This window comes from Rhodococcus sp. NPDC058532 (assembly GCF_042719255.1).
In the GTDB taxonomy this organism is placed as follows: Bacteria; Actinomycetota; Actinomycetes; order Mycobacteriales; family Mycobacteriaceae; genus Rhodococcus_G.
The window spans coordinates 73,700-97,776 of sequence record NZ_JBHXNU010000015.1 but is presented as its reverse complement, the minus strand read 5'-3'; the positions used below and the strand labels follow the sequence as shown (position 1 = coordinate 97,776).

At 71.7% G+C, this 24,077-nt stretch carries 18 protein-coding genes; 13 read left to right on the top strand and 5 right to left on the bottom strand.

What is annotated here, in order from left to right; translation table 11 throughout:
* Positions 1-94 precede the first annotated feature (94 nt).
* Both ACFWQG_RS17740 and ACFWQG_RS17735 read left to right on the top strand, forming a co-directional pair.
* Positions 95-1,120, top strand: a complete 1,026-nt coding sequence (locus tag ACFWQG_RS17740) for a Dyp-type peroxidase (RefSeq protein ID WP_378508954.1) — start codon at positions 95-97, stop codon at positions 1,118-1,120.
* Positions 1,117-1,920, top strand: coding sequence for a family 1 encapsulin nanocompartment shell protein (locus tag ACFWQG_RS17735; protein ID WP_378508953.1), 804 nt, complete (start codon positions 1,117-1,119; stop codon positions 1,918-1,920). The genes ACFWQG_RS17740 and ACFWQG_RS17735 overlap by 4 nt, the downstream gene beginning before the upstream one ends.
* 1 nt (position 1,921) lies before the next feature.
* On the opposite strand, the gene ACFWQG_RS17730 is transcribed toward ACFWQG_RS17735, so the two are convergent.
* The 3 genes from ACFWQG_RS17730 to ACFWQG_RS17720 are packed head-to-tail and all read right to left on the bottom strand — an operon-like array spanning position 1,922 to position 6,818.
* Positions 1,922-2,485 (bottom strand): NADPH-dependent FMN reductase, encoded by a 564-nt coding sequence (locus tag ACFWQG_RS17730; RefSeq protein ID WP_378508952.1) that lies wholly within the window; start codon positions 2,483-2,485, stop codon positions 1,922-1,924.
* Positions 2,486-2,538: 53 nt separating this feature from the next.
* On the bottom strand, positions 2,539-4,998 hold the full coding sequence (locus ACFWQG_RS17725; RefSeq protein ID WP_378508951.1) for a LuxR C-terminal-related transcriptional regulator: 2,460 nt from the start codon (positions 4,996-4,998) through the stop codon (positions 2,539-2,541).
* A gap of 11 nt (positions 4,999-5,009) precedes the next feature.
* A complete protein-coding gene (locus ACFWQG_RS17720; RefSeq protein ID WP_378508950.1) occupies positions 5,010-6,818 on the bottom strand; it encodes an Hsp70 family protein in 1,809 nt (602 codons plus the stop codon).
* 324 nt (positions 6,819-7,142) lie between these two features.
* Between ACFWQG_RS17720 and ACFWQG_RS17715 the strand changes: the two genes are divergently transcribed.
* From ACFWQG_RS17715 to ACFWQG_RS17695, 5 genes are all read left to right on the top strand, one after another.
* Positions 7,143-9,470 carry an IniB N-terminal domain-containing protein gene (locus ACFWQG_RS17715; RefSeq protein ID WP_378508949.1) on the top strand — a complete coding sequence of 776 codons (2,328 nt, stop codon included), beginning with the start codon at positions 7,143-7,145 and terminating at the stop codon, positions 9,468-9,470.
* A gap of 86 nt (positions 9,471-9,556) precedes the next feature.
* A complete protein-coding gene (locus tag ACFWQG_RS17710; protein WP_378508948.1) occupies positions 9,557-11,383 on the top strand; it encodes a dynamin family protein in 1,827 nt (608 codons plus the stop codon).
* Positions 11,380-12,840, top strand: a complete 1,461-nt coding sequence (locus ACFWQG_RS17705; RefSeq protein WP_378508947.1) for a dynamin family protein — start codon at positions 11,380-11,382, stop codon at positions 12,838-12,840. Before ACFWQG_RS17710 ends, ACFWQG_RS17705 begins: the two co-directional genes overlap by 4 nt.
* Before the next feature lie 214 nt (positions 12,841-13,054).
* Positions 13,055-13,843 carry an MHYT domain-containing protein gene (locus ACFWQG_RS17700; protein WP_378508946.1) on the top strand — a complete coding sequence of 263 codons (789 nt, stop codon included), beginning with the start codon at positions 13,055-13,057 and terminating at the stop codon, positions 13,841-13,843.
* Positions 13,844-14,020: 177 nt separating this feature from the next.
* Positions 14,021-14,830 (top strand): MHYT domain-containing protein, encoded by an 810-nt coding sequence (locus tag ACFWQG_RS17695; RefSeq protein ID WP_378508945.1) that lies wholly within the window; start codon positions 14,021-14,023, stop codon positions 14,828-14,830.
* Between the two features lie 9 nt (positions 14,831-14,839).
* Here ACFWQG_RS17695 and ACFWQG_RS17690 read toward each other — a convergent pair whose 3' ends face one another.
* Positions 14,840-15,460 (bottom strand): hypothetical protein, encoded by a 621-nt coding sequence (locus ACFWQG_RS17690; protein ID WP_378508944.1) that lies wholly within the window; start codon positions 15,458-15,460, stop codon positions 14,840-14,842.
* A 260-nt stretch (positions 15,461-15,720) separates the two neighbouring features.
* Between ACFWQG_RS17690 and dnaK the strand changes: the two genes are divergently transcribed.
* The 5 genes from dnaK (at position 15,721) to ACFWQG_RS17665 (ending at position 21,322) form a co-directional block, all read left to right on the top strand.
* A complete protein-coding gene (dnaK, locus tag ACFWQG_RS17685; RefSeq protein WP_378508943.1) occupies positions 15,721-17,565 on the top strand; it encodes a molecular chaperone DnaK in 1,845 nt (614 codons plus the stop codon).
* Entirely contained in the window at positions 17,562-18,140 is a 579-nt protein-coding gene (gene grpE / locus ACFWQG_RS17680; protein WP_378508942.1) for a nucleotide exchange factor GrpE, read from the top strand. The genes dnaK and grpE overlap by 4 nt, the downstream gene beginning before the upstream one ends.
* Positions 18,141-18,173: 33 nt before the next feature.
* Positions 18,174-19,355: a molecular chaperone DnaJ gene (gene dnaJ, locus ACFWQG_RS17675; RefSeq protein WP_378508941.1), complete on the top strand. Its 1,182-nt coding sequence runs from the start codon at positions 18,174-18,176 to the stop codon at positions 19,353-19,355.
* Between the two features lie 41 nt (positions 19,356-19,396).
* Complete coding sequence (locus ACFWQG_RS17670; RefSeq protein ID WP_378508940.1) at positions 19,397-19,798, top strand: heat shock protein transcriptional repressor HspR; 402 nt, start codon at positions 19,397-19,399, stop codon at positions 19,796-19,798.
* A 360-nt stretch (positions 19,799-20,158) separates the two neighbouring features.
* Complete coding sequence (locus ACFWQG_RS17665) at positions 20,159-21,322, top strand: FAD-binding oxidoreductase (protein ID WP_378508939.1); 1,164 nt, start codon at positions 20,159-20,161, stop codon at positions 21,320-21,322.
* 153 nt (positions 21,323-21,475) lie between these two features.
* Here the strand turns inward: ACFWQG_RS17665 and ACFWQG_RS17660 are convergent, their stop codons facing one another.
* Entirely contained in the window at positions 21,476-22,234 is a 759-nt protein-coding gene (locus ACFWQG_RS17660; protein ID WP_378508938.1) for an FAD-binding oxidoreductase, read from the bottom strand.
* Between the two features lie 156 nt (positions 22,235-22,390).
* Here ACFWQG_RS17660 and ACFWQG_RS17655 point away from each other — a divergent pair, with 156 nt between their 5' ends.
* A complete protein-coding gene (locus tag ACFWQG_RS17655; RefSeq protein ID WP_378508937.1) occupies positions 22,391-23,959 on the top strand; it encodes an AMP-binding protein in 1,569 nt (522 codons plus the stop codon).
* Positions 23,960-24,077 lie beyond the last annotated feature (118 nt).

Genomic DNA, 24,077 nt, shown 5'->3' with positions numbered 1-24,077 from the left:
GCCGCCGCTCGGCTCGGGCAGCGGGCACCGACGGATCGCCCTACGCTCAAGTCGACCGCCCCGCGCGGGGACGGCCAACGAGCTTGGAGCGTCGATGAGTCGAGCGGTTCCCCAGCCCCTGCAGCGGCCGCTCGACGCGGCGGCACTGTTCCTGGTGGTGACCGTCGGGCCGGGCCGGGCCGATGCCGACAGCGCGGCGGGGGTGGCCGCCGACATCGGGTCGCTGGTGCGGGCCGTCGGATTCCGGGAACAGCGGGGCTCGCTGCACTGCGTCGTCGGTGTCGGCTCCGAGTTCTGGGACCGGCTCGGCCACCCGTCCCGCCCGGCGGGCCTGCACCCGTTCGAGCCGGTGACCGGGCCGCGGCACCGGGCGCCTGCCACGCCGGGGGATCTGCTGTTCCACATTCAGGGGTCGCGGGCCGACCTCTGCTTCGAACTGGGCAGGCTGATCCGATCCGCGCTGGGCGGATCTGCCACCGTCGTCGACTCGGTCAGCGGCTTCCGCTACTTCGACGCGCGCGACCTGCTCGGGTTTGTCGACGGCACCGAGAACCCCACCGGACCGGACGCCGCGACCGCCACCCTGATCGGGGACGAGGACGCCGAGTTCGCGGGCGGCAGTTACGTGATCGTGCAGAAGTACCTGCACGACCTCGACGCGTGGACCGCGCTCCCCGCCGACGAGCAGGAACGGGTGATCGGCCGGACCAAACTCGACAACGTCGAACTCGACGAGCTGCCGTCGAACTCGCACGTGGCCCTGAACACCCTCGTCGACACGGTCGGCACCGAGCGGGAGATCCTCCGCGCGAACATGCCGTTCGGCAGCCTCGACCGCGGCGAGTTCGGCACCTACTTCATCGGGTACGCGCGCACCCCCGCGGTGACCGAGGAGATGCTGCGGCGGATGTTCCTCGGCGACCCGCCGGGCAACTACGACCGGATCCTCGACTTCTCCACCGCGGTGACCGGGTCCCTGTTCTTCGTCCCCAGCGTGGGCACCCTCGACGCCCTCGACGCCCTCGCCGACCCGTCCGCCGACGACGCCGCCCCGGCCGAGTCCCCGTCTCGCTACGCACTGTCCCTCGACATCGGCGATCTCAAAGGAGTGTCCGGATGACCGAATCGAACAACCTGCACCGTCAGCTCGCCCCGGTGACCGAGGCCGCGTGGCAGCAGATCGGGGAGGAGGCGGCCCGGACCTTCAAACGGCACGTCGCGGGCAGGCGCGTCGTCGATGTCGCCGGGCCGGAAGGCTATGCGTACTCGGCGCACAACACCGGCCGGGTCACCTCGATCGACGTGTCGGACAACCGGATTCGCGCGCAGTTGCGCGAGGTGCATCCGCTGGTGGAGTTGCGGTACCCGTTCACGTTGAGCCGCGCCGAGATCGACGACGTCGAGCGCGGCTCGCTGGACTCGGACTGGCAGCCGGTCAAGGACGCCGCGAAGGCGATCGCGTTCGCGGAGGACCGGGCCGTGTTCGCTGGCTACCAGGCGGCCGGGATCCGTGGGCTCGGCCCGTCGTCGTCCAACCCGGTGTTGCAACTGCCGTCGGATCCGCTTGCGGTGCCCGATGCGGTGGTGTCGGCGCTGTCGGCGCTGCGGCTGGCCGGGGTGGAGGGCCCGTACGCGGTGGTCCTCGACGCCGAGTCGTACACGGCCGTCAGCGAAACCCGGGACGAGGGGCACCCGGTCTTCCACCATCTCAAGGACCTCGTCGACGAGATCGTCTGGGCGCCCGCGGTCCGCGGCGGCTATGTGCTGTCCACCCGCGGCGGCGACAATCAGCTGACCCTCGGTGTTAACCTGTCGATCGGCTACGACAGTCACACCGCGACCGAGGTGACGCTGTATCTCGAAGAGTCGCTGACGTTCTCGTCGCTGACCGCGGAGGCCGCCGTCGTCCTTGCCCGCTGAGTCAACGATGGGCGTTCGTCACCTTGCCGACGAACATCTCGAACTTCTGCAGCCAGTCGGCGACGAACGCGGCGGTGCCCTGGTCGGTGATCTCGCCGTCGGCGGTGATCAGGCCCTCGGTGAACTGGATGTACGCCTCGGGCTGCGCGAGCTCGGGCGAGTTCACGAAGGACAGGATGCTGCGCAGATGCTGCTGCGCGACGGCGGTCCCGATCTTGCCGGGCGAGGCGCCGATCACCGCGGACGGCTTGTACGCGAAGGAGTTCTGGCCCCACGGGCGCGACCCCCAGTCGATCGCGTTCTTCAACGCCCCGGGAACCGAGCGGTTGAACTCGGGGGTCACGAAGATCAACGCGTCGACGGCGGCGATGGCCTCCTTGAGTGCCAGTCCCTCCGCCGGGTAGTCGGCGTCGTAGTCGTGGTTGTACAGCGGCAGGTTCCCGATCGGGATCTCCTCGAGCGTGAGGGAGGTGCCCGCGCTGAGGCGCTGCAACGCCTTCGCGAGCCTGCGGTTGATCGAGACCGTGGACAAACTGCCGATGAACACGCCAACCTGATACGACATCGGGTCACCTCTCGCGGATCGCGCCGGAGCAGCCTCGGGTACGGTGCCCGAGCCTACGCGCCGTGCCCCATCGCCCGCAGCATGGACAGCATCTCGGCCCGGGACTGCGCGCCGAGACGCCTGCGGATCCGGGCGACGTGATGCTCGACTGTTTTCGCCGAGATGAACAGTCGCGCACCGATGTCCCGGTAGGTCAACCCGGTCACCAGCAGGCGGGCGACATCGGATTCGCGTTCGGTGAGCGCGGCACCGATCTCCCGTGCCGCCGCCGGGGTTCCCGACGCTGCCTGCACCGGACGCAGCCCGCGCGCCACCTGCAGCAGCGCGGTCGCGGTCGCGGTGTCGGTGACCCGCAGCGCCGCCTCGCTGGCGAGCCGGGCACCGTCCCAGGGCAGGCCGATCGCGCCGAGCCCGACCGCCGCCGCCGTCACCTCTTCGGCCGCGGTGTCGCCCTGCAGGACGCGGAGCCAGGCGCGACCGGCCCGCGCGAGTCCGGCCGCGTAGGCGCTGGACTCGGCCGCGATCCCGAGCGCGTTGGCGTGCGGCACCAGGTCGGCGGGGGACTCGGTGAGGATCGCCGCCTGCACCCCGTACCAGTGCAGCGGGGCGCCCCACAGCACCGGTTCCCCGAGCCGGGCCAGCAGATCCCTGGCCTGGTCCACCAGGTGTGCGATCCGCCCGATCTCCTCGAGTCGGGCCGCACCGAGCCACAGTTCGCCGAGCGGCAGCAGGCTCAGCAGGTCCACCGAGTGTTCCGCGACCGCGGTCTCGGCCTCGTCCCAGGACCGGCGCAGGGTGCCGATGTCGCCCCTGCGCCGCGCGGTGCCGACCCGCAGGGCCGCCGCGAACAGCGCGTCCCGCGGGCGGAGTCCGGCCGCGGGCAGGGCGTCGACGGTGCGGTCCGCGGCGTCCAGGTCGCCGTGCAGCATCGCCACCCACGCCGTCAGCAGCCGGTGTCGGTCGCCGTGCACGGCGCCCTCCTCGTCGCCCTCCACCGCGCGCGCCAGCACGGCCGTGGCGCGTCCCAGCTCGCCGCAGTGCATCGCGGCGAGCGCCGTCAGCGCGGCCCCACTGTCCGGCAGCAGCCGGGTGCGGGCGGCGGCGGACAGCGCAACGCCGCGCGTGAGTGCGTTCAGCGCGATCGGGGTGGAGCCCTCGATGGACAGTCTCAGGCCTTGGGCGAGGAGGGTTTCCGATGCGGTGACCGAGGTGGGTGGGGCACCGGTGGCGGCGCGGGCCGCCGCGGCAGCGGACTCGGGGCGTCCCGCCGCGAGCAGCACGAGCTCGGCGACCGGACCGTCGGTGCCCATCCGGTCCGATCCGAGCCACTCGTACAGGTCGGCGCTGCGCACCAGCATCCCCTGAAGGGCGGCGACGCCCGCCGCGATCCGCACCGCGGCGGCCAGGTCGGCGTCCGATGCGGTCCCGGACCGCTCCAACAGCCCGTCGGTGAGCCGCGCCGCGGTCTCGAGGTCACCGGCCAGGCCCGCGGCCTCGGCACGGCGCAGGACCAGCGGCTCCGGGTCGGCGCCCGCCCACACCGCCTCCTGGTACAGGGCGGTGGCCAACCGGGGGTGCGCGAGATCGGCTTGCCCGCAGAGGTAATCGGCGAGATCCGGATCGGTGACGCCCGCCGCGGCGAAGGCCCGCGCCGCGGGCACGTCGAGGGTGCCGAGGGCGTGCTTCGCGCGGAACGCGTCCAGGTGTAGCCCGGCCATCCGCTGCGCGCCGAGCGCGGCCCGCAGCGGCTCCACCGCCGACACCAGCACGGTGTCGGCCTGCTGGAGCAGTCCGCAGCCCCGCGCCCGCTCCACCAGGTCCCGGCTGCCGTCGACGGTCAGGCCGAGCACCCGAGCCAGCTCGGACCCGTCCAATCCGCTACCGGTGGTGGCAACGGCCAACGCGCACAGCAGGTCCGGGTCCAGGGACGCGATCACCTCGGCGTGGCAGGTGGCGACCGCTGCGGCGATCGACCGTTCCGCGGGCAGCGGGGAGGGGCCGCCGGTCAAGGCGGTGAGCGCGGCGTCCACGCAGCGCGGCAGCCCGCCGGACAGGCGGTGGATCACCCCGACGAGTTGTGTCGGAAGGGTCGCGCCGAGAACGGTTTCCGCCCGCATTGCGATCTCGCGGGTGGTCAGGGCGCCCAGCGGGACGGTGCCGTCCAATGCCGCCGCGAGGCTCCGCAACCCGGAATGGCCCGGGCGCGGTTCGGTCGCGACGACCACGGTCACATCCGGCCGGGACGCCAACCCGGTCAGTGCGGCAAGACCCGACGCGGACAGCAGGTGGGCGTCGTCGACGACCACCGCGCCGCCGGGTGCGGGGTCGTCGGTCACCGCGGTCACCACCGGACCGGGAACTCGGTCCCGGATCAGCGCGAGCAGGGCGGACTTCCCGGTGCCGGACACCCCGCGCACCAGCAGATGCGGGTGACCGGTCCGGACCGCCTCAAGTAGGCCCCGCACGGCGGGGGTCGCGACGGTGGGCGCGGGACGCACCAACTGGTCCCGCATGCGCTGCTCCCTCACTGGTTGCCGAGCAGGCCGCCGACGACCCCGCCGACCCCACCGACCACGCCCCCAACGACCCCGTCCACACCGCCGACGACCCCGTCGACGACGCCGCCCACCCCCTCGCCGACCCCGGTCACGGCCCCGCCGACGCCCTGACCGACGCCGTTCGCCACCTCGCCGACCCCGGTGCCGACCCCGGTCGCGACCTCACCGGCGCCGGGCCCGGGCCGCGGGGCCGGAGCGGGTGCCGGAGCGGGTGCCGGAGCGGGTGCCGGTGCCGGTGCGGGCGCCGGTGCGGGTGCGGGGGCCGGGTTGTTGGCCGCGGGCGGTGCCGCGGGTGCGGGCGCCCGCCCACCCGGATCGGCGGCCCGAGGGGTGCCGGCGGGCGTGCCTGCCACCGTCACGGCCTGCACGGATCCCGGCGATCCCGCGCCCGGCTCGGCCTGGCCGGTGACCGAGCGGGTCGGGTGCGCGGGACCCGACCCGGTGGCGACTGCCTGCCCGGTTCCGGACGGCGCGGCGGCGTCGGACCCGGTGGTGGTGCGCGTCGCGGGGGTGCTCCCCGCGGTCTGCGGGTCCGCCGTCGAGGAGAATCCGACTGTGCCAAGGGATAACCCGGCCGCGGTGAGCGCAATCAGCGCGGCTGCGGCCGCGGAGACCAGCGCCGCCTTCTTCGGGGTGCTCAGCCCGCTGCCGCTGCGCGGGTGGGACCGCGTCGCCTGCGCCGCGGGCGGGGCCGGGGTGTCGTGCAGCGCCGCATCGAGCACCGCGAACACGGCGGTGTCGGTGGCCGCTGGCGTTGCCGCCGCCCGCTCGGCCGCGAGCATCGCCGCCCCGGCGGCGGTGAAACCCGGGTCGGTGTCCGCCACCACCGGCAGACGTAGTGCGGCCGAGAGGATCTCGGTGACCAGGGGGATCGCGGAGCTGCCGCCGGTCAGCAGCACGATGCCGATGTCGGACGGTTCGAGTCCCGCACCCCGGACCGCCTCCTGCACGAGGGCAACCGAATCGGTGATCGGCCCGCGGATCAGGTCCTCGAGTTCCTCCCGCACCAGCCGCACGTCCCGCCGCGCACCGGGCAGATCCACGGGGATGACGGTGACGGTGTCCGCCGACAGCGCCTCCTTCGCGAGCCGGCACCGGGACCGCAGTTCGGAGAGTGCGGCGACCGACTCACCGGCAAACGGGTCAATGCCGTCGATGCTGCCCGCCAGCCCGTCCAGCACGTAACTCAATGTCGTGTGGTCGAATTCGGATCCCGAATAGTCCTCGGACCGCAGCGGGGTACCGAGGATGCCCGGCTGCTCACCGGCATCGACGACGGTGACGTCGAGCGAGCCCGCGCCGAGGTCGTAGACGATCACCGGCGCCTCGGCGGATCCGGGGCGGGTGCGGTGTAGCCACGCGGCCGCCGCGAGCGGTTCCGGGACAAGATCCGCACCGGTCAGGCCGACGCGGTCCAGGGCGGCGGCGAGTGAGTTCGCCTGGTGTCCCGACCAGACCGCCGGATGCGCGGCAACGACCGCGTCCGCCGTCGGCAGTTCGTCGGCAAGGCACCGCATCGTGGCGGCGACCAGGTCCTCACCCGCGTGCGCGACGCCGTCCTCGTCGATCAGCGCGACCGGATCACCGACGCGGTCCGCGTACCCGACGATCACGCCGTCGCGGCACCCGGTCGGCGGGAGCAGGGCCGAGCCGTCGCCGGAGAGCAGCAGCGCGGTCGGTGCGACCAGCGCGGCGCCGCGCTCGCCCTGCCCGCGATCGTCGGTGATGGCCACCGCATTCGCCGAACCGACGGTCAGTCCGAGTCCTGTCGCCATGGTCTTCTCCCGTGTCGTAGGTGCCGGTGCCCCGAGGCCCCGTCGGGACCGCTTCCGGGGGTCCCAGGGGGCGGCGCACGGGGGTCGCCGATGCTTGCAGTGTCGTCAGACAACCGGGTTTCGTTACCGGGTGCACGACCATATCCGCAGTTGAGGGGCCTTTCCCCGATACCGGTGCAATCCCCTATCCGGCCCACCCCCCATGCGCCTGCCGCACGGGGGGACTCGACCCCGTTGGGTGGACGCGTCCCACTGCCTAGCGTCGAGAGGGTCACTTCCCAGGTGGATGCACTGCCGCTCCACACAACCCGTCAGGAGTCCGACATGGCCACCAACGCGCTGCTCGATTTCATCCTCAGCCTGCTGCGCGACGACGAGGCGCGGGCCGCGTACTGCCGGAACCCCGACGCGGTGCTGGCCGCCGCCGGGCTCGGTGACGTGTGCCAGGCCGACATCGCCGCCGTCGCACCGCTCGTCGCCGAATCGGGACTGTTCGCGGGGGCGGGGACCGAGCTGACCAGCATCCTCGGCGCGGGCGGCGACGTGGCGGGCGGCGTTGCGGGCGGGCTGGGCGGCGGGCTGGGTGGCGGACTCGGCGCCGGACTGGGCGGCGGGCTCGGCGGCGGACTCGGCCTGGGTGCCGGCGCCGGGCTCGGCCTCGGCGCTGCCGCGGGCGGCGGCCTCGGTGGCAGCCTCGACGTCGGCGCCGATCTCGGTGCGGCCCTCAGCGCGGCACTCGGCGCGGCGCTGCAGGTCGGCGGGCAGATCGGTGCCGATCTCGGTGCGGCCCTCGGTGCGGCCCTTGACGTCTCCACCGGACTCGACCTCTCCACCGGACTCGGCGTCGATCTCGGTGCCGAGCTGGCCGCCGCCCTCGGCGGTGCGCTTGGCGTCGGCGGCGACCTGACCGCCGGTCTGGAAGGCGCGCTCGGGGGCGCGCTCGGCGCGGTCACAGGCCTCGATCTTGGGGGTGCGCTGGACCTGGGCACGGTGCTCGGTGCGGCGTTCGGGGTCGGTGGCGACCTTGGCGCCGAGCTTGGGGCCGCGCTCGGCGGCGTCCTCGGTGGCGCGGTCGATGCGGGCGGCGGCCTCGGAGCGGACCTGACGTCGCTGCTGTCCGGTGGGCTCGACCTCGGTGCGGGCCTTGGTGCTGCCCTCGGTGGTGCGCTCGGGGTCGGGGGCGAGTTGTCCACCGTCCTCGGCGGCGCCCTGGACGCCGCGCTCGGTCTCGGCGGCGGCATCGACGGAATGCTCGACCTGACGGGCGATCTCGGCGGCGACCTGACCGCGGCGTTGAGCGGTGCCCTCGGCGGGGCGCTCGGCGCGGGCGGGGATGTCGGTGCCGACCTCGGGGGTGCCCTCGGCGGCGTGCTCGGCGCGCTGGTGAACGCGGGCGGCGGCCTGGACGTCGACGGCACCCTCGGCCTCGGTGGCGACCTGGCAGGCGCGCTCGGGGGCGCCCTCGGCGTCGGCGGCGGGCTGACCGCGGAACTCGGGACGGCCCTCGACGCGGTCCTGGGTGCGGGGGGACTCGTCGACCTGGCCGGTGGCGCCGATCTTGGTGCGGGCCTGAGCGGCGCACTGAGCAGCGCCCTCGGCGCGGGGGGCGTGGCGGGCGCGGATCTCGGCGCCGCGCTCGGCGGGGTCCTCGGCGGCGCACTCGGTGCTGGCGGGGAGCTCGGCGGCGTCGTGGACGGTGCCCTCGGCGGTGGACTCGACCTCGGTGGCGCGCTGACCACCGCCCTCGACGGGGCCCTCGACCTCGACGGCGGTCTCGTCTCGGACCTCGGTGGGACGCTCGGCGGCGCGCTCGGCGCTGGCGGACTCACCGAACTGGACCTGTCGAGTCTGCTCGGTGTCGGTGGTGACCTCACCACCGACCTCGGGGTCGGCGGCAGCGCCGGGCTGGATCTCGGGGCCGCGCTCGGCGCGGGCGGGGAGGCCGGAGCCGGGCTGGGTGGCGCGCTCGACGCGGTGCTCGGGGCCGGTGGAGGCCTGGACGGCGCGGTCGGCGGTGTCGTCGACGCGGGCGCCGGGCTTGCCGGCTCGGTCGGCACCGCGCTCGGTGGTGCCGTCGACGCGGGCGGCAGCGCAGGCGCGGGCGTCGACGGCGCGGTGACCGGGGCGGTCACCGGTGGGATCGACACCGTCGCCGGGCTCGGTGAGGGGTTGACCGCGGGCCTCGGCGGCGGACTGGGCGGACTGATCGACGCGGGGACCGGTCTCGGTGCGGACCTGGCCGGGACCGTGTCCGGGGTCGCCGATGCGGGCGCCGGGCTCGGGGGGACCGTCTCGGGCCTGGTCGACGCGGGCGCCGGGCTGGACGTGGCCGCGGGCCTCACCTCGGGGCTGGAGGCCGTCGCCGATGGCGGCGTCGCGGGTGGTGCGTCCGGATCCGGGGCGGTGTCCGGTTCCGGCGAGCTCGCCGGTGCCGCGTCGGGCGCCGCGGGCGCCGATCCGGTCGCCGACGCCGTCGGCGCGTCGAACGCCTGGACGTCGGTGGACGCGTCGAACGTCTTCGGCGCGGAAGCCGCCGGATCCGGTGACGGCGGGCTGTTCTCCGCCGGGGACAGCCTGTTCGGCGACGACCTCGCCCCCGTCCACGGACTGCCGGAGGTCGGCGTCACCGACGCGGACCCGCTGCACCCCTGATCCGCGCCGGTGTAACGAAATCGGCCCCGCACACGGTGACACGCGTGCGGGGCCGGTCTTCGCGGAGAGAAGTGTGAGTCGGTTCAATGGACAACGCATCCGGCACGACGGTGCCCTCGGCGCAGGCGACGACGCACCTGGTCGGACGGCTCGACGAGGTCGCGGCGATCGCCCGCGCCGCGAACCGCGCCGACCTGACCGCCCGCCTCGCGGGCGCCCGCAGCCGCCTTGTCGATCCGCGGATGCGGGTGGTGGTGGTCGGGACCCTCAAGCAGGGCAAGAGTCAGCTGGTGAACGCCCTGCTGAACCTGAACGTCTGCTCGGTCGGTGACGACGAGACGACCGCGGTGGCGACGGTGGTGCAGAACGCGCAGACGCCGTCCGCCGAGCTGGTCCTCGCGGAGCCGGGACTCGACCCGGTGCGGGTCCCGGTGCCCCTGGACGAGCTGGCCGCGCTGACCCCGTCGACACCGCTCGCCGCGGGCCGTGAGGTGCTGCGCGTCGAGGTCAACGTGCCCAGCCCGCTGCTCGCGGACGGGCTGGTCCTTGTCGACACCCCCGGCGTCGGTGGTCACGGAAATCCTCACGCGGCAAGCACTCTCGGGCTCCTCACCGCGGCGGACGCGGTCCTGGTGCTCTCCGACGCCAGCCAGGAGTTCACCGAGCCGGAACTGGCCTTCCTGCGGCAGGTCCGCGCGTTGTGCCCGGCGGTCGCCTGCCTGATCAGCAAGACCGATCTGTACCCGCACTGGCGGGCGATCGTCGACGCCGACCGCGGACATCTGGAGCGGGCGGGCTTGGCGGTGCCGCTGATCCCGGTGTCGTCGGTGCTCCGCAGTCATGCGCTCCGGCTCCGGGACGACGACCTGCACACCGAGTCCGGATTCGCCGCGCTGTACGACTTCCTGCGCGAACAGGTGCGCACCCGCACAGAGGCCGCCACCCGGCGCGCGGTCGCGCTCGACGTCCGGTCGGCCGCCGAACATCTCAGCCTCGGACTCGGCAGTGAGCTTGCCGCGCTGCGGGATCCCGCGAGGGGAGCGGCGGCGGTCGCGGAACTGCAGCGGGCGAAGGCCGCGGCGGAGGACCTGCAGAAGAAGTCGTCGCTGTGGCAGCAGACGCTCGCGGACGGGATCGCCGATCTGGCCGCCGACATCGACCACGATCTGCGGGACCGGCTGCGCCGCGTCACCAGGGAGGCGGAGGAGACTGTCGACGAGGGCGACCCCGGCAAGGACTGGCCGCAGCTCGGTGAGTGGTTGCAGGAGCAGGTCGCCACCTCGATCGGCGACAACTTCGTGTGGGCGCACGACCGGTCGGTGTGGCTGGCGGAGGTGGTTGCCGGGCACTTTGCCGACGCCGGTGCCGTCGCCCTGCCGCACCTCGACGTCGCCGACCTCGACGGCGTCCTCGAACCGGTTGCCTCCCTCGCGGATCTGGAGTCGGGCCGGATCGGCATCACCCAGAAGGTGCTGGTCGGCATGCGGGGCTCGTATGGCGGGGTGCTGATGTTCGGCCTGATCACCACGATGATGGGGATGGCGTTGGTGAACCCGATCTCGGTCGGGGCGGGTCTGCTGTTGGGTACCAAGGCATATCGGGAGGACCGGGAGGGCCGCGTCCTCAAGCGTCGCGGTGAGGCCAAGATGGCGATCCGGCGGTTCGTCGACGACGTCAGTTTCCAGGTGGGCAAGGAGTCGAAGGACCGGCTGCGGCTGATCCAGCGGGCGCTGCGGGACCACTTCGCGGCCATCGCGGAACAGACGCTGCGGTCCCTCGCGGAATCGCTGCGATCCGCGCAGGAGGGGGCGAATCTGGCCAGCGCCGAACGCGCCAGGCGGATCGCGGAACTCGAGGACGGGATGCGGGTGCTCACCCGCGCCCGGGAGGCGATCGCGGGGGACGGCGCGTGAGTGCCGCGGCGCTGCCCGCCGCGCGGGACCTGATCGCCGCCGCCCGTGACGTCAGCGGGCGGTCGGCGCGGGCCCAGCTCGACGACTGCGCCAGCAGGCTCGAGGAACCGTTGCGGGTCGCGTTGGCCGGGTCGCTGAAGGCCGGCAAGTCCACACTGCTCAATTCGATTGTCGGGCAGGACATCGCGCCGACGGATGCGACCGAGTGCACCCGCGTGGTGACCTGGTACCGCGGCGGCGCGACGCCGACCGTCACCGCATGGGACGAGCGGGGCCGCGCCCTCAACGTGCCGGTGCAGCGCCGCGACGGCAGCCTCACCTTCGACCTCGGCGATCTCACCGCGACCGACGTGGACCGGCTGGAGGTGGAGTGGCCCGCGCGGGCGTTGACGCACACCACCATCATCGATACCCCCGGCACGTCCTCGCTGTCGACGGACGTCTCGGCCCGCACCCTGCGGATGCTGACCCCGGAGGGGTCGACCTCCGGCGCGGACGCGGTCGTGTACCTGCTGCGGTCCCTCGGCGCATCCGACGTGCGGTTCCTCGGCCAGATCGGGGCGCACGTCGGCGGCGAGTCCGGCCCGCTCGGCGTCGTCGGTGTCGTGTCGCGGGCGGACGAGGTCGGGGCGGGCCGGATCGATGCGATGACGTCGGCGAAGGAGGTCGCCGCGCGGTTCGCGACCGAACTCGAACGCACCGGGCTGTGTCAGGCCGTGGTGCCCGTCGCCGGACTGCTCGCACTGGGGGCTCGCACCCTGCGCGAGAGCGAGTTTGAGGCGTTCCGCGCCCTCGCGGCGGTCCCGGCCGACGACCTTCAGATCGCGATGCTCTCGGCGGACCGCTTCGCGCGTCCCGACAGTCCGCTGCCGGTCCCTGCCGAATTGCGGACCCAGCTGGCGGATCGGTTCGGGCTATTCGGGATTCGACTCGCCGTTGCCCTGATCAAGCTGGGTGCCCGGGATTCCCCGACGCTCGCCGCCGACCTCGTCGAGCGCAGCGGGCTGAACGAGTTGCGGCAGGTCATCGACGTCCAGTTCGGGCAGCGGGCCGACCAGCTGAAGGCGCATTCGGCGTTGCTCGCGGTGGAGCGGGTGCTGGCCGCCGAGCCGGGCGCCGCGGCGGCCGGGGTCCGTGGCGGGGTCTCGAGGGCGCTGTCGGACACGCACGGATTCCAGGAGATCCGACTGCTCGGCAGGCTGCGGTCCACGCCGCTGGCGCTGTCGGAGGAGGACGCCGGACACCTGCAGCGGCTGATCGGCGGCGGCGGAATCGCGGCACACGCCCGGCTCGGTCTCGACCCCGACGCCCCGATCGCGCAGCAGCGCGCTGTTGCCCTCGGGGCCGTGCGCTACTGGCGCGCCAGGGCCGAGCATCCGCTCGTCGACCGGTTCACCGCCCGCGCCTGCGCCGCCGCGGCCCGCAGCGCCGAGGGTGTGCTCGCCGACCTTCCCTGACCAGCGCCGCCGCGGTGTTCGCGCTGCTCGGGCCCGGTGTCCGTGCCGGGATGTCACAGAAACGCGAGCTCTTTCACCGTTCGCATTGCGTAGTGTCTGACGCTACAGTCGCCACGGTCGCCGTCGTTCGGGGGCGACGAAGCCGGGGGTGGCAGCTGTCGGTGGATGCCGCCGTCGGAAGGTCATCATGTCGCACGAGATGCATCACTTCTCCATGGGAGTGTGGGTTCTTTTTCTCGCCTATGCCGTGGCGGTGGTCGGCTCACTGGTCGGGCTGATCTGCGTCCAGGCCGCGGCGTCCGCGAGCAGTCGCGCGCTGCGCTGGCGTTGGATCGGGTTCGCCTCACTGTCGATCGGCGGCGTGGCGATCTGGCTGATGCACTTCATCGCGATGACCGGCTTCGACCTCCCCGGTTCGCCGGTCCGCTACGACCTGACCCGGACGCTGCTGTCGGTGCTGCTTGCCGTCGGAGCGACCGGATTCGGGCTCGCGGTAGCCGGATCCGGTGGGTCGCGAACGGTGCGCATTGTGCGCCTGCTGATTTCGGGGGTCGTGATGGGGCTGGCCGTCAGCCTGATGCACTACACCGGAATGTGGGCGATCCGGATCCGCGGATCGATCGACCACGACCGCGGCTACGTGATCGCGTCGGTCGTGATCGGGGTGGTCGCGGCGACGGCGGCGCTGTGGTTCTCCCGGGTAGCGACCCGGTGGGTGTTCCAGATCCCGGCCGCGCTGGTGATGGGCCTCGCGGTCGTGTCCCTGCACTACACCGGCATGGCCGGAGTGCGGGTCCAGGTGGACCCGGCGGCGGCTCTCCCGTCCGGAACCTCGGTGTCGGCGTTGCTGTTTCCCGCATTCGGTATCGGCATGCTGATTATCGCGGCCGCCGCGGCCGCGGTGCTGATGACGCCGTCGAAGACCGACCTCGCGCTGGACGCGGAGATCGCGCGCTGGGAGGAGCCGGTACCCGATCGTGCAGATCTGTTTGCCGGTAAGTGACTGACGTCGGGTGCTTGCGGAAGAATCTCGCCGGGCTTGACCGGTTAAGTGCTTGATAATCAGCGGCTTTCGTTGGGCAATTGCGCACAATTCGCCCGAATTGGGAGATTCGTTGCGTTGTGCTGCCTATGATGCCCTCCGGTAACTGTCACCGGGGGGTGATTCGGAAGGTCGCGAATGTCGCACGAGATGCATCATTTCTCCCTTGGCGTGTGGGTCCTGTTCCTCGCCTACGCCGTATCCGCGCTCGGGTCCCTCGTCGGGTTGCTCTGCGTGCAGCAGGCAATGTCCGCGAGCGACCGGAGGTCGCGTGGCGTCTGGACGGGCTTTGCGGCGTTGTCGATCGGCGGTGTCGCGGTCTGGCTGATGCACTTCATCGGGATGATGGGTTTCGACCTGCCGGGAACGACGATCCGGTACAGCCTGATGCAGACCCTGCTCTCGGTGGGGTTGGCGATCGGGCCGACCTTTCTCGGGCTGGCGGCCGTCGGGTCGGGTGCCGGGCGGGGGCGGGTTCCGCGCCTGCTGGGTGCGGGCCTGGTGATGGGTCTGGCGGTCAGTGCGATGCACTACACCGGAATGTGGGCGATCCGGATCCGCGGTTCGATCGAGCACGAGACGGGCTACGTGCTGGCGTCGATCGCCATCGGCGTGACGGCTGCGACCGCGGCGCTGTGGTTCTCGCAGGTGGCCACTCGGTGGTATCTGCAGATCCCCTCGGCGCTGGTGATGGGACTCGCGGTGGTGGCGCTGCACTACACCGGCATGGCGGGCCTGACCGTGCACATCGACCCGACCGCCCCCGCCCCGGTGGGGCTGTCGGTCAACGGGCTGCTCTTCCCCGGCTTCGGCGTCGGGATCGTGGTGTTGGCCGTGCTCGTCGTCAAGTTGCTGGTCACCCCGTCGCGCCGGGATGCCAGCCTGGAAGCGCAGATCGCCGGCTGGGAGACGCCGGTGCCCGCCGCTGGCGTCGCCGCGCGCCCGTGACCGCCGGTGTCACCGACGCGGTTGCATCCACGTCCTGACTGCAGGCACGAAAAGCAATGTGACGCCAGCGAAGACGCACACCGCGTACGGAGCAAGCGCCCACCGCGCTGCGGCACCGACGGAGGTCGCCGCCGCGGCGAGCAGGGACCAGAACCCGAAGGCGGCGGCGATCGAGAGGGTGCCGACGGCGATGAGCACGATTCGACCCGTCGGCCGGCGCGCACGCAGCAACTGCATCCCGATCAGGGTCGCCACCGCCAGCAGCGCGGCAATGCCCGCGGCGCCGAGCAGGGTCAGCGACACAACATCGGCAACGTCCCGCCGCGAGGTGCCCGGGTTCTGGGCGGCCAGGGCGGACTCCATGGCGTCGCGGACGGCGGTGGCGTCAAGGACGGTGGCGGCAGCGATCCCGGCCAGGAGGGCGAGCGACGACCCCCACGCCAACAGTGCCGCGGTGGCCGGGCGCGGAGGGCCCGCGTCGGCGTCGGGTCGCCGGGGGCGCATGCGGAAATCCGGTCGCGGCGGTGGCGGCCGCCGTCCCGGCGCGGCAGCGGCGCGCGCTGCGGGTGACGGGCCGTCGGGGATCGGGTCCGGGCCCGCGGGGACACCGTCCGAGCCGTCGCTGTGCACGGACGCATCGTATCCGCGGCCGTCGTGACCGACGTCACCACGACCCGGGCGGGGGAGTCGGGGAACAAATCCCGGCGAGCCCCCGTTGACCATCTCGACAGCCTTGAGTGTGGTCGACTCAAGTTTGGTTTGACTCTCGTATCGGAGCGTTGCAAACTTGAGTCCGTGCCACTCACTTAGGGTGAGGTAGCGGAAAACCCCAGCACATCGAGTCCGGCCGATCCGTGGCCGGAGTGCTGCAACACGTAGGAGGAATCACTATGGCTCGTGCGGTCGGTATCGACCTCGGGACCACCAACTCGGTCGTGGCAGTGCTCGAAGGCGGCGAGCCCGTAGTGGTCGCCAACTCCGAGGGCGCACGCACCACCCCGTCGATCGTCGCCTTCGCCAAGAACGGTGAGGTGCTGGTCGGCCAGCCCGCCAAGAATCAGGCGGTCACCAACGTCGACCGCACGATCCGCTCGGTCAAGCGCCACATCGGCACCGACTGGACCGTCGCCATCGACGACAAGCAGTACACCTCGCAGGAGATCAGCGCCCGCACGCTGATGAAGCTTAAGCGCGACGCCGAGGCCTACCTCGGCGAGGAGATCACCGACGCCGTCATCACCGTCCCCGCATACTTCGAGGACGCGCAGCGGCAGGCCACCAAGGAAGCCGGTCAGATCGCGGGCCTCAACGTGCTGCGCATCGTCAACGAGCCCACCGCGGCCGCGCTGGCGTACGGCCTCGACAAGGGTGAGAAGGAACAGACCATCCTGGTCTTCGACCTCGGCGGCGGCACCTTCGACGTGTCCCTGCTCGAGATCGGCGACGGCGTCGTCGAGGTCCGCGCGACCTCCGGCGACAACCACCTCGGCGGCGACGACTGGGATGAGCGGGTCGTGAACTGGCTCGTCGAGAAGTTCAAGGCGTCCAGCGGCATCGACCTGACCAAGGACAAGATGGCCCTGCAGCGTCTGCGTGAGGCCGCGGAGAAGGCGAAGATCGAGCTGTCGTCCTCGCAGTCGACCTCGATCAACCTGCCGTACATCACCGTCGACGCGGACAAGAACCCGCTGTTCCTCGACGAGCAGCTCACCCGCGCCGAGTTCCAGAAGATCACCTCCGATCTGCTGGACCGCACCCGCGCGCCGTTCCAGTCCGTCATCAAGGATGCGGGGATCTCTGTCGGCGAGATCGACAGCGTCGTGCTCGTCGGTGGCTCCACCCGCATGCCCGCCGTCTCCGACCTGGTGCGCGAGCTGACCGGTGGCCGCGAGCCCAACAAGGGCGTGAACCCGGACGAGGTCGTCGCCGTCGGCGCCGCCCTGCAGGCCGGCGTCCTCAAGGGCGAGGTCAAGGACGTGCTGCTGCTTGACGTCACCCCGCTCTCCCTCGGTATCGAGACCAAGGGTGGCGTGATGACCAAGCTCATCGAGCGCAACACCACGATCCCCACCAAGCGGTCCGAGACCTTCACCACGGCCGACGACAACCAGCCGTCCGTGCAGATCCAGGTCTTCCAGGGTGAGCGCGAGATCGCTTCGCACAACAAGCTTCTCGGCTCCTTCGAGCTCGCGGGCATCCCGCCGGCCCCGCGCGGCGTGCCGCAGATCGAGGTCACCTTCGACATCGATGCCAACGGCATCGTGCACGTGACCGCGAAGGACAAGGGCACCGGCAAGGAGAACACGATCAAGATCCAGGACGGCTCCGGCCTGTCCAAGGAGGAGATCGACCGGATGGTCAAGGACGCCGAGGCGCACGCCGAGGAGGACAAGGCCCGCCGCGAGGAGGCCGAGGTCCGCAACCAGGCCGAGTCCCTCGTGCACCAGACCGAGAAGTTCATCAAGGACAACGAGGACAAGGTCCCGGCCGACGTCAAGGAGAAGGTTGAGGCGGCCATCGCCGAGGCCAACACCGCGCTGGCGGGCAGCGACATCGCCGCCGTGAAGACGGCCGTGGAGAAGCTCGCGACCGAGTCCCAGGCGCTCGGCGAGGCGATCTACGCCGCGCAGGCCGCCGAGTCCGCCGGTGACGGCGCGGCCCAGGCCCAGGCCCAGGACGGCGACGTCGTCGACGCCGAGGTCGTGGACGAGCCGACCGACCAGGACAAGAAGTGACGTCCTCGGAAGGAACCGGCGCCGAACGCGACGCCCTCGTCGACGACGAGATCACGCTCGACCCGGAGGCCGGTGGGGACCAGCAGTCGCAGACCCCCGACTCCGACACCGAGGGTGCGGCAGCGGAATCCGCTGCCGCCCCCGAGGGGGACCCGGTCGCCGAGCTGACCGCGGACCTGCAGCGCGTCACCGCCGAATACGCCAACTACCGGCGGCGGTCGCTGCGGGACAGCCAGGCCGCCGTCGAGGCGGCGAAGGCGTCCGTGGTCGGGCAGTTCCTCGACATCGTCGACGACCTCGACCGGGCCCGTGCCCACGGCGACCTGGAGACCGGGCCGCTGAAGGCGTTGTCGGACAAGCTGACCGGAGTGCTCACCGGACTCGGCCTCGCCGGGTTCGGCGACGAGGGTGACGCCTTCGACCCCGAACTGCACGAGGCCGTGCAGCACGAGGGCGAGGGGCACCACCCGGTGCTCGGCGTCGTGCTCCGCAAGGGCTACAAGTACGGCGACCGGGTGCTGCGACACGCGATGGTGACCGTCACCGACGGCGACGCAGCCACGCCGGCCGAGTAAAACAGCAGAAACAACGAGAGGAGGAGGCACCCGGTGAGCCAACGGGAGTGGATCGAGAAGGACTTCTACAAGGACCTGGGTGTCTCCTCCGACGCCTCGGCCGACGAGATCAAGAAGGCCTACCGCAAACTTGCCAGGGATCTGCATCCCGACGCCAACCCCGGCGACACCGCCGCCGAGGAACGGTTCAAGGCGGTCAGCGAGGCGAACGCCGTCCTCTCCGACCCCGCCAAGCGCAAGGAATACGACGAGACCCGGCGGATGTTCTCGTCCGGCGGGTTCGGGCACGGCGGTTTCGCGCCCGGCAGCCAATACACCACCGGCGGTGGTGGATTCGGCGGCGGCGAGTTCAACATCGGCGACCTGTTCGGCGGCGGGACCGCCGGAGACAGCGGTCTCGGCGACCTGTTCGGTGGACTGTTCGGCGGTGGACGCGGTGGAACCCGCACCCCCACCCGTCCGCAGCGCGGCTCCGACGTGGAGGCCGAGACCACCCTCCCGTTCCGGGAGGCCGCGACCGGCGCCACCGTGCCGCTGCGGCTGACCAGCCCCGCGTCGTGCACCACCTGCCACGGCAGCGGCGCCAAGCCGGGCACCAGCCCGCGGGTGTGCGCACGCTGCAACGGATCCGGCATCGTCAGCCGCAACCAGGGCGCGTTCGGGTTCAGCGAACCCTGCGACGACTGCCGGGGTACCGGGTCGATCATCGACGATCCGTGCACCGACTGTCGCGGCACCGGGGTGCAGAACCGCACCCGAAACATCACCGTCCGCGTCCCCGCAGGCGTCAGCGACGGGCAGAAGATCCGTCTCGCCGGTCAGGGTGAGGCCGGCCTGCGGGGTGCGCAGTCGGGCGACCTGTACGTCACCGTGCACGTCACCCCGGACAAGGTGTTCGGCCGCAACGGCGACGACCTCACCGTCATCGTCCCCGTCAGCTACGGCGAACTGGTGCTCGGCACCACCCTGTCGGTGCCCACCCTCGAGGGTCGGGTCGGGGTGAAGGTGCCCGCGGGCACCATCGACGGCCGGATCCTGCGGGTCCGCGGCCGCGGCGTGCCGAAGCGGTCCGGTGGGGCCGGTGACCTGCTCGTCACCGTCAAGGTCGCGGTGCCGACCCACCTCGACGAGAAGGCCACCGAGGCGCTGACCGCGTACCTCGAGGCGGAGAAGGCGAGCGGATTCGATCCGCGCGCTGGCTGGGCGGGTGCCTGATGACCCGCATCGCGACAACCGGGATCCCGCGGAGGTGAGGCATGGCCGACAAGCCGAACACGAACGGTGCGCTCGACCCCGACGCGCAGGTCTTCGTCATCTCGGTGGCGGCCGAACTGGCCGGGATGCACGCGCAGACGCTGCGTAACTACGACCGACTCGGTCTCGTCACCCCGCACCGGACCACCGGCGGCGGCAGACGCTACTCGCCGCGCGACGTCGCCCTGCTCCGCGAGGTGCAGCGGCTGTCCCAGGACGAGGGCGTCAACCTCGCGGGCATCAAGCGGATCATCGAACTGACCAATCAGGTCGAGGCCCTGCAGAATCGGGTCACCGAGATGGCAGCGGAGATCGCCCGCCTCGCCGCGGGCTACCGCCGCGACCTGGTGCCGCTGCCGCGCAGCAACTCCATCGTCGTGTGGAAGCCCCGGCACGAGCGCTGAGCGCCTCGCCAGCCCCTGCCACCCGCCCCGCCCCCTGACCGCCGCCCCACCCCCTGACCGAATGTGGGATTCGGTCAGTTGAACTGACCGAATCCCACATTCGGTCAGCCGGGGGCGGGGTCAGCCGGGGGCGGGGTCAGCCGAGGGCGGGGTCAGCCGGGGCGAGGTCAGTCGGGGGCGGAGCGCTGGCGGGTGGCCGGAAACGGGACGAGCGTCACATCTTCCCACCGGCCACTCTTCTTCACACCAGCACCGCGCGTCGCCTAAACTCTCCGAAACGCCCGCGGCGTCCGTCGCGGGCATCACGGGCCCGCCGGGGACAGTGGCGGGTCCGTGCGTGTGCGGAACGGGGAACCTGCGGTGGATTCAACGGCGATCTCACATGTCCGGACGACGTTCAAGGCCCTTGCGGCTGCCGAGGACGGTGGCGTCCAGGTCACGCGTACGTTCTATTCGATTCTGTTTGCCCGCTACCCGCAGATGCGGGACATCTTCCCGGCCGTGATGGAAATGCAGGCCGACCGCCTACTCGAGGCAATCGGGTATGTCGTCGACAAGCTCGACGAACCGGACCTGGTTCGCGGGTTCCTCACCCAATTGGGCCGCGACCACCGTCGATACGGCATCGCCGAAGAACACTTCTATGCGGTCGGCGGCACGCTGCTGTCGACGCTCGAGCGGTTCGCGGGCACCGAACTGTGGACCGACGAGGTCGAGGACGCGTGGCGGGAGGCGATCGCGTTGATCGCCGCGACGATGATCGAGGCGCTCAACGAGGGCGGCGAGCCCGCCACCTGGACGGGCACCGTCGTCGAACACAAGCAGGTCCTGCAGGACGTCGCGGTGATCCGGCTGCAGCTCAACCAGCCCATGCACTACGGCGCGGGGCAGTATGTCGGCGTCAGTGTGCCGGGCAGGCCGCGGATGTGGCGGTACCTTTCGCCCGCGATCCCGGCGAACGAGGCAGGCCAGATCGAGTTCCACGTCCGTCGTGTCGCTGGCGGCTGGGTCAGCGCGTCGATGGTCCGGGAGACCCGGCCCGGCGACGTCTGGCAGCTGAGCGCGCCGCTCGGTGGTCTCGGGGTGGACCGCAGCCGCGGCCGCGACATGCTGATGATCGGTTCCGGCACCGGGATCGCGCCGCTGCGCGCGCAGGTGATGGAGATGGCGATGCGGGGACGGAACCCGCGCGTGCACCTGTTCGCAGGCGGCACCTATCCGTGCGACCTGTACGACCTCGACATCCTGTGGCAGCTCGCGCGCACCAACCCGTGGCTGACGGTGATCCCGGTGTCTGCGGAGGATGTGAACCCGTGGTGGCACACCGATCCCGAGCCGGTCACCCCGCCGGGAATGCAGGCCCGGCTGACCGGGAAGCTCGGTGAGGTGGTGGCCGAGTTCGGCGCCTGGGAGGACCGCGACATCCAGATTGTCGGTTCCCCGTCGACCGTGCAGACCGTCAAGTACCGCCTGCAGGCCAAGGGCACGCCGATGGAGAACATCCGGCACGACCCGCTGACCTGACGCAGTCGCACCGGTCCCGTGCCCGCGTCGGCCACGACTGGTGGTCGCGGTACCCCGAGCGAACGGCACGTTCATTCGATCAGGTCGACTGAACGCTTCCGTTCACTCGGGGCAGGGGCAGGGGCAGGGGCAGGGGCAGGGGCAGGGGGACTGTCAGCCGACCTGGATCGCGCCAGCGGGGGTGCCGGTGTCGACGAGGGCGCGGACGGTGGCCCGCACCATGCCGGGGGAGCCGACGACGAGCACCTGATGGTCGACGTAGGCGCCGTAGGAGCTGACGACGTCAGCGAGGGTGCCCTGAATCCAATGGTCTTCGCCGTATCCGGCGGCGCCGCGCACCCGCTCGTGCCACTCGTCCGGCCACGCCGGGTCGACGACGTCCTCGACCACCGGGATCACGGTCAGCCAGTCGAGCTGCTCGTCGAGCAGCCACAGCATGTCGGATGCGTACAGGTCGCGGGGGTGCCTGCCGCCGATGAACAGGAACACCCGCGGCGGCTCCGCGCGACGCGCCAGGTCGAGGATCATCGCGCGCAGCGGCGCCAGGCCGGTGCCGCCCGCGACCATGATGACCTCGCGGGCATCGGGATCCACCGACAATCGGCCGCTGGCGGCGCCGACCTCCCACTGGTCCCCGACGACGGTCTCGGCGACGATCGCCCGGCTGAGCCAGCCCGCGGGCACGGCGCGGACATGGAACTCGAGCTTGCCGTCCAGGGACGGTGGCAGGGCGGGGGAGTAGCGGCGCCCGAGACCCGGGTTCTGCGGCACGATCACCCCGAGCGACTGCCCCGCGGTGAACGGGACGAACTCGCTCTCGAGGCGGATGACGGCAAGGTCTTCCCGTAATCGGTGGTGCTGCACCACGGTCGCGGTCCACAGTTCCACCGGTTGATCGTTCACGCCGCACATCGTATTCGGCGCGCGCCGTGCCGGTGCACATACCGAGCGTCCGATGCCGGGAAAGCGCACCCGACGCTTGCGCAACCACTAGAACATGTGTCAGTTTCGAATCTACTGTGTGAGTCACACCACGCGCGCCCGGCGCCCATCACGAGCGGAGTTCCCATGACCACCGACGTCCTGCACCGACCGCAGTTCCTGGCGGACCTGCTGATCACCGCGCTCGAACGCAACGCGGACCGGCCCGCGCTGTACCTCGGTGACGTGGTGCTCACCGGCGGCCAGATGCGCGACCAGATCAGCAGTTTCAGCCAGGCCCTCGCGTCGCAGGGCATCGGTAAGGGGTCGACGGTCGCGATGCTGTCGAAGAACCGGCCCGAGGTGCTGATCAGCGTCGGATCGCAGATGGTCCTCGGCTGCCGCAACACCGCGCTCGCCCCGATGGGGTCGGTCGACGACCACGCGTACATCCTCGGTGACGCCGAGATCGAGACGCTGATCTTCGATCCCACCGCGTTCGAGGGGCGGGCCGCCGAACTCAAGGCCGCCGTCCCGACCCTCAAGAACCTCTTCGCGCTCGGCCCGTCCGAGGTCGGCATCGACATCCTCGCCCTCGCATCCGGATTCGCGCCCGCGCGACTCGTCGCCGCCGACGTCGACGGCGACGACCCGTCGAGCATGGTCTACACCGGCGGCACCACCGGCAAGCCGAAGGGCGTCGTCAACACCTTCGCGTCCGGGGTCACGCTGCCGCAGATCCAGATGGCGGAGTGGCAGTTCCCCGACGAGATGCGCTTCCTCGCCTGCACCCCGCTCTCGCACGCGGGCATGGCCTTCTTCGTGCCGACGCTGATGCGCGGCGGCTCCCTCGTCGTGCTGCCCGCCTTCGAGCCGGGCGCGGTGCTCGAGGCGATCGAGAAGTACCGGATCACCTCGACGATGCTGGTGCCGACGATGATCTACATGCTGCTCGACCACCCCGACCTGCAGACCCGCGACGTCTCCAGCCTGGAGACGCTGTTCTACGGTGCGGCCGCGATGTCCCCGGCCCGCCTGCAGGAGGGCATCGCGAAGCTCGGCCCGATCTTTTTCCAGTACTTCGGGCAGTCCGAGTGCGGCATGACGATCTCCGTCCTCCGCAAGGAGGAGCACCTCGCGGACGATCCCGAGCGGCTCGCGTCCTGCGGCCGCCCGGTGCCGTGGCTGAACGTCAAGCTGCTCGACGACGAGCTCAACGAGGTGCCGCGCGGCGAACTCGGCGAGATCTGCGTCCGCGGCCCGCTGGTGATGAAGGAGTACTGGAACAAGCCTGCCGAGACCGAGGAGGCGCTGCGTGGCGGCTGGCTGCACACCGGCGACATCGCCCGCCTCGACGAGGACGGGTTCATGTTCATCGTCGACCGCAAGAAGGACATGATCGTCACCGGCGGGTTCAACGTGTTCCCGCGGGAGGTCGAGGACGTCATTTCCGCGCATCCCGCGGTGGCGTCGGTCGCGGTCGTCGGTGTGCCGGACGAGAAGTGGGGTGAGGCCGTCAAGGCGTGCGTCGTCCTCCGTGACGGTGGGGCCGTCACCGCCGACGAGCTGTACACGATCGTGAAGGACGCGAAGGGCGCCGTGCACGCCCCGAAGACCGTCGACTTCGTCGACTCGCTCCCGCTGACGCCGATCGGCAAGCTGGACAAGAAGGCCCTGCGGGCCCGCTACTGGGAGGGCGCGGCGCGCGCCGTGTAGCACCCGCTCGCGGGGGGGGGCCCGGAAAGAGGACCAAAGACACACAACAGCAGGGCGGCGGCAGGAGAGCCCCTCAAACCACCACGTAAGCCGCCCACCGAAAGAACATCCGAAAGAG

What these genes read in the sequence shown, in the direction of transcription:
- ACFWQG_RS17740 (WP_378508954.1), top strand. Translation starts at nt 95, where the DNA reads ATGAGTCGAGCGGTTCCCCAGCCCCTGCAGCGGCCGCTCGACGCGGCG.
- ACFWQG_RS17735 (WP_378508953.1), top strand. Translation starts at nt 1,117, where the DNA reads ATGACCGAATCGAACAACCTGCACCGTCAGCTCGCCCCGGTGACCGAG.
- ACFWQG_RS17730 (WP_378508952.1), bottom strand. Translation starts at nt 2,485, where the DNA reads ATGTCGTATCAGGTTGGCGTGTTCATCGGCAGTTTGTCCACGGTCTCG.
- ACFWQG_RS17725 (WP_378508951.1), bottom strand. Translation starts at nt 4,998, where the DNA reads ATGCGGGACCAGTTGGTGCGTCCCGCGCCCACCGTCGCGACCCCCGCC.
- ACFWQG_RS17720 (WP_378508950.1), bottom strand. Translation starts at nt 6,818, where the DNA reads ATGGCGACAGGACTCGGACTGACCGTCGGTTCGGCGAATGCGGTGGCC.
- ACFWQG_RS17715 (WP_378508949.1), top strand. Translation starts at nt 7,143, where the DNA reads ATGGCCACCAACGCGCTGCTCGATTTCATCCTCAGCCTGCTGCGCGAC.
- ACFWQG_RS17710 (WP_378508948.1), top strand. Translation starts at nt 9,557, where the DNA reads ATGGACAACGCATCCGGCACGACGGTGCCCTCGGCGCAGGCGACGACG.
- ACFWQG_RS17700 (WP_378508946.1), top strand. Translation starts at nt 13,055, where the DNA reads ATGGGAGTGTGGGTTCTTTTTCTCGCCTATGCCGTGGCGGTGGTCGGC.
- ACFWQG_RS17695 (WP_378508945.1), top strand. Translation starts at nt 14,021, where the DNA reads ATGTCGCACGAGATGCATCATTTCTCCCTTGGCGTGTGGGTCCTGTTC.
- dnaK (WP_378508943.1), top strand. Translation starts at nt 15,721, where the DNA reads ATGGCTCGTGCGGTCGGTATCGACCTCGGGACCACCAACTCGGTCGTG.
- ACFWQG_RS17670 (WP_378508940.1), top strand. Translation starts at nt 19,397, where the DNA reads ATGGCCGACAAGCCGAACACGAACGGTGCGCTCGACCCCGACGCGCAG.
- ACFWQG_RS17660 (WP_378508938.1), bottom strand. Translation starts at nt 22,234, where the DNA reads ATGTGCGGCGTGAACGATCAACCGGTGGAACTGTGGACCGCGACCGTG.
- ACFWQG_RS17655 (WP_378508937.1), top strand. Translation starts at nt 22,391, where the DNA reads ATGACCACCGACGTCCTGCACCGACCGCAGTTCCTGGCGGACCTGCTG.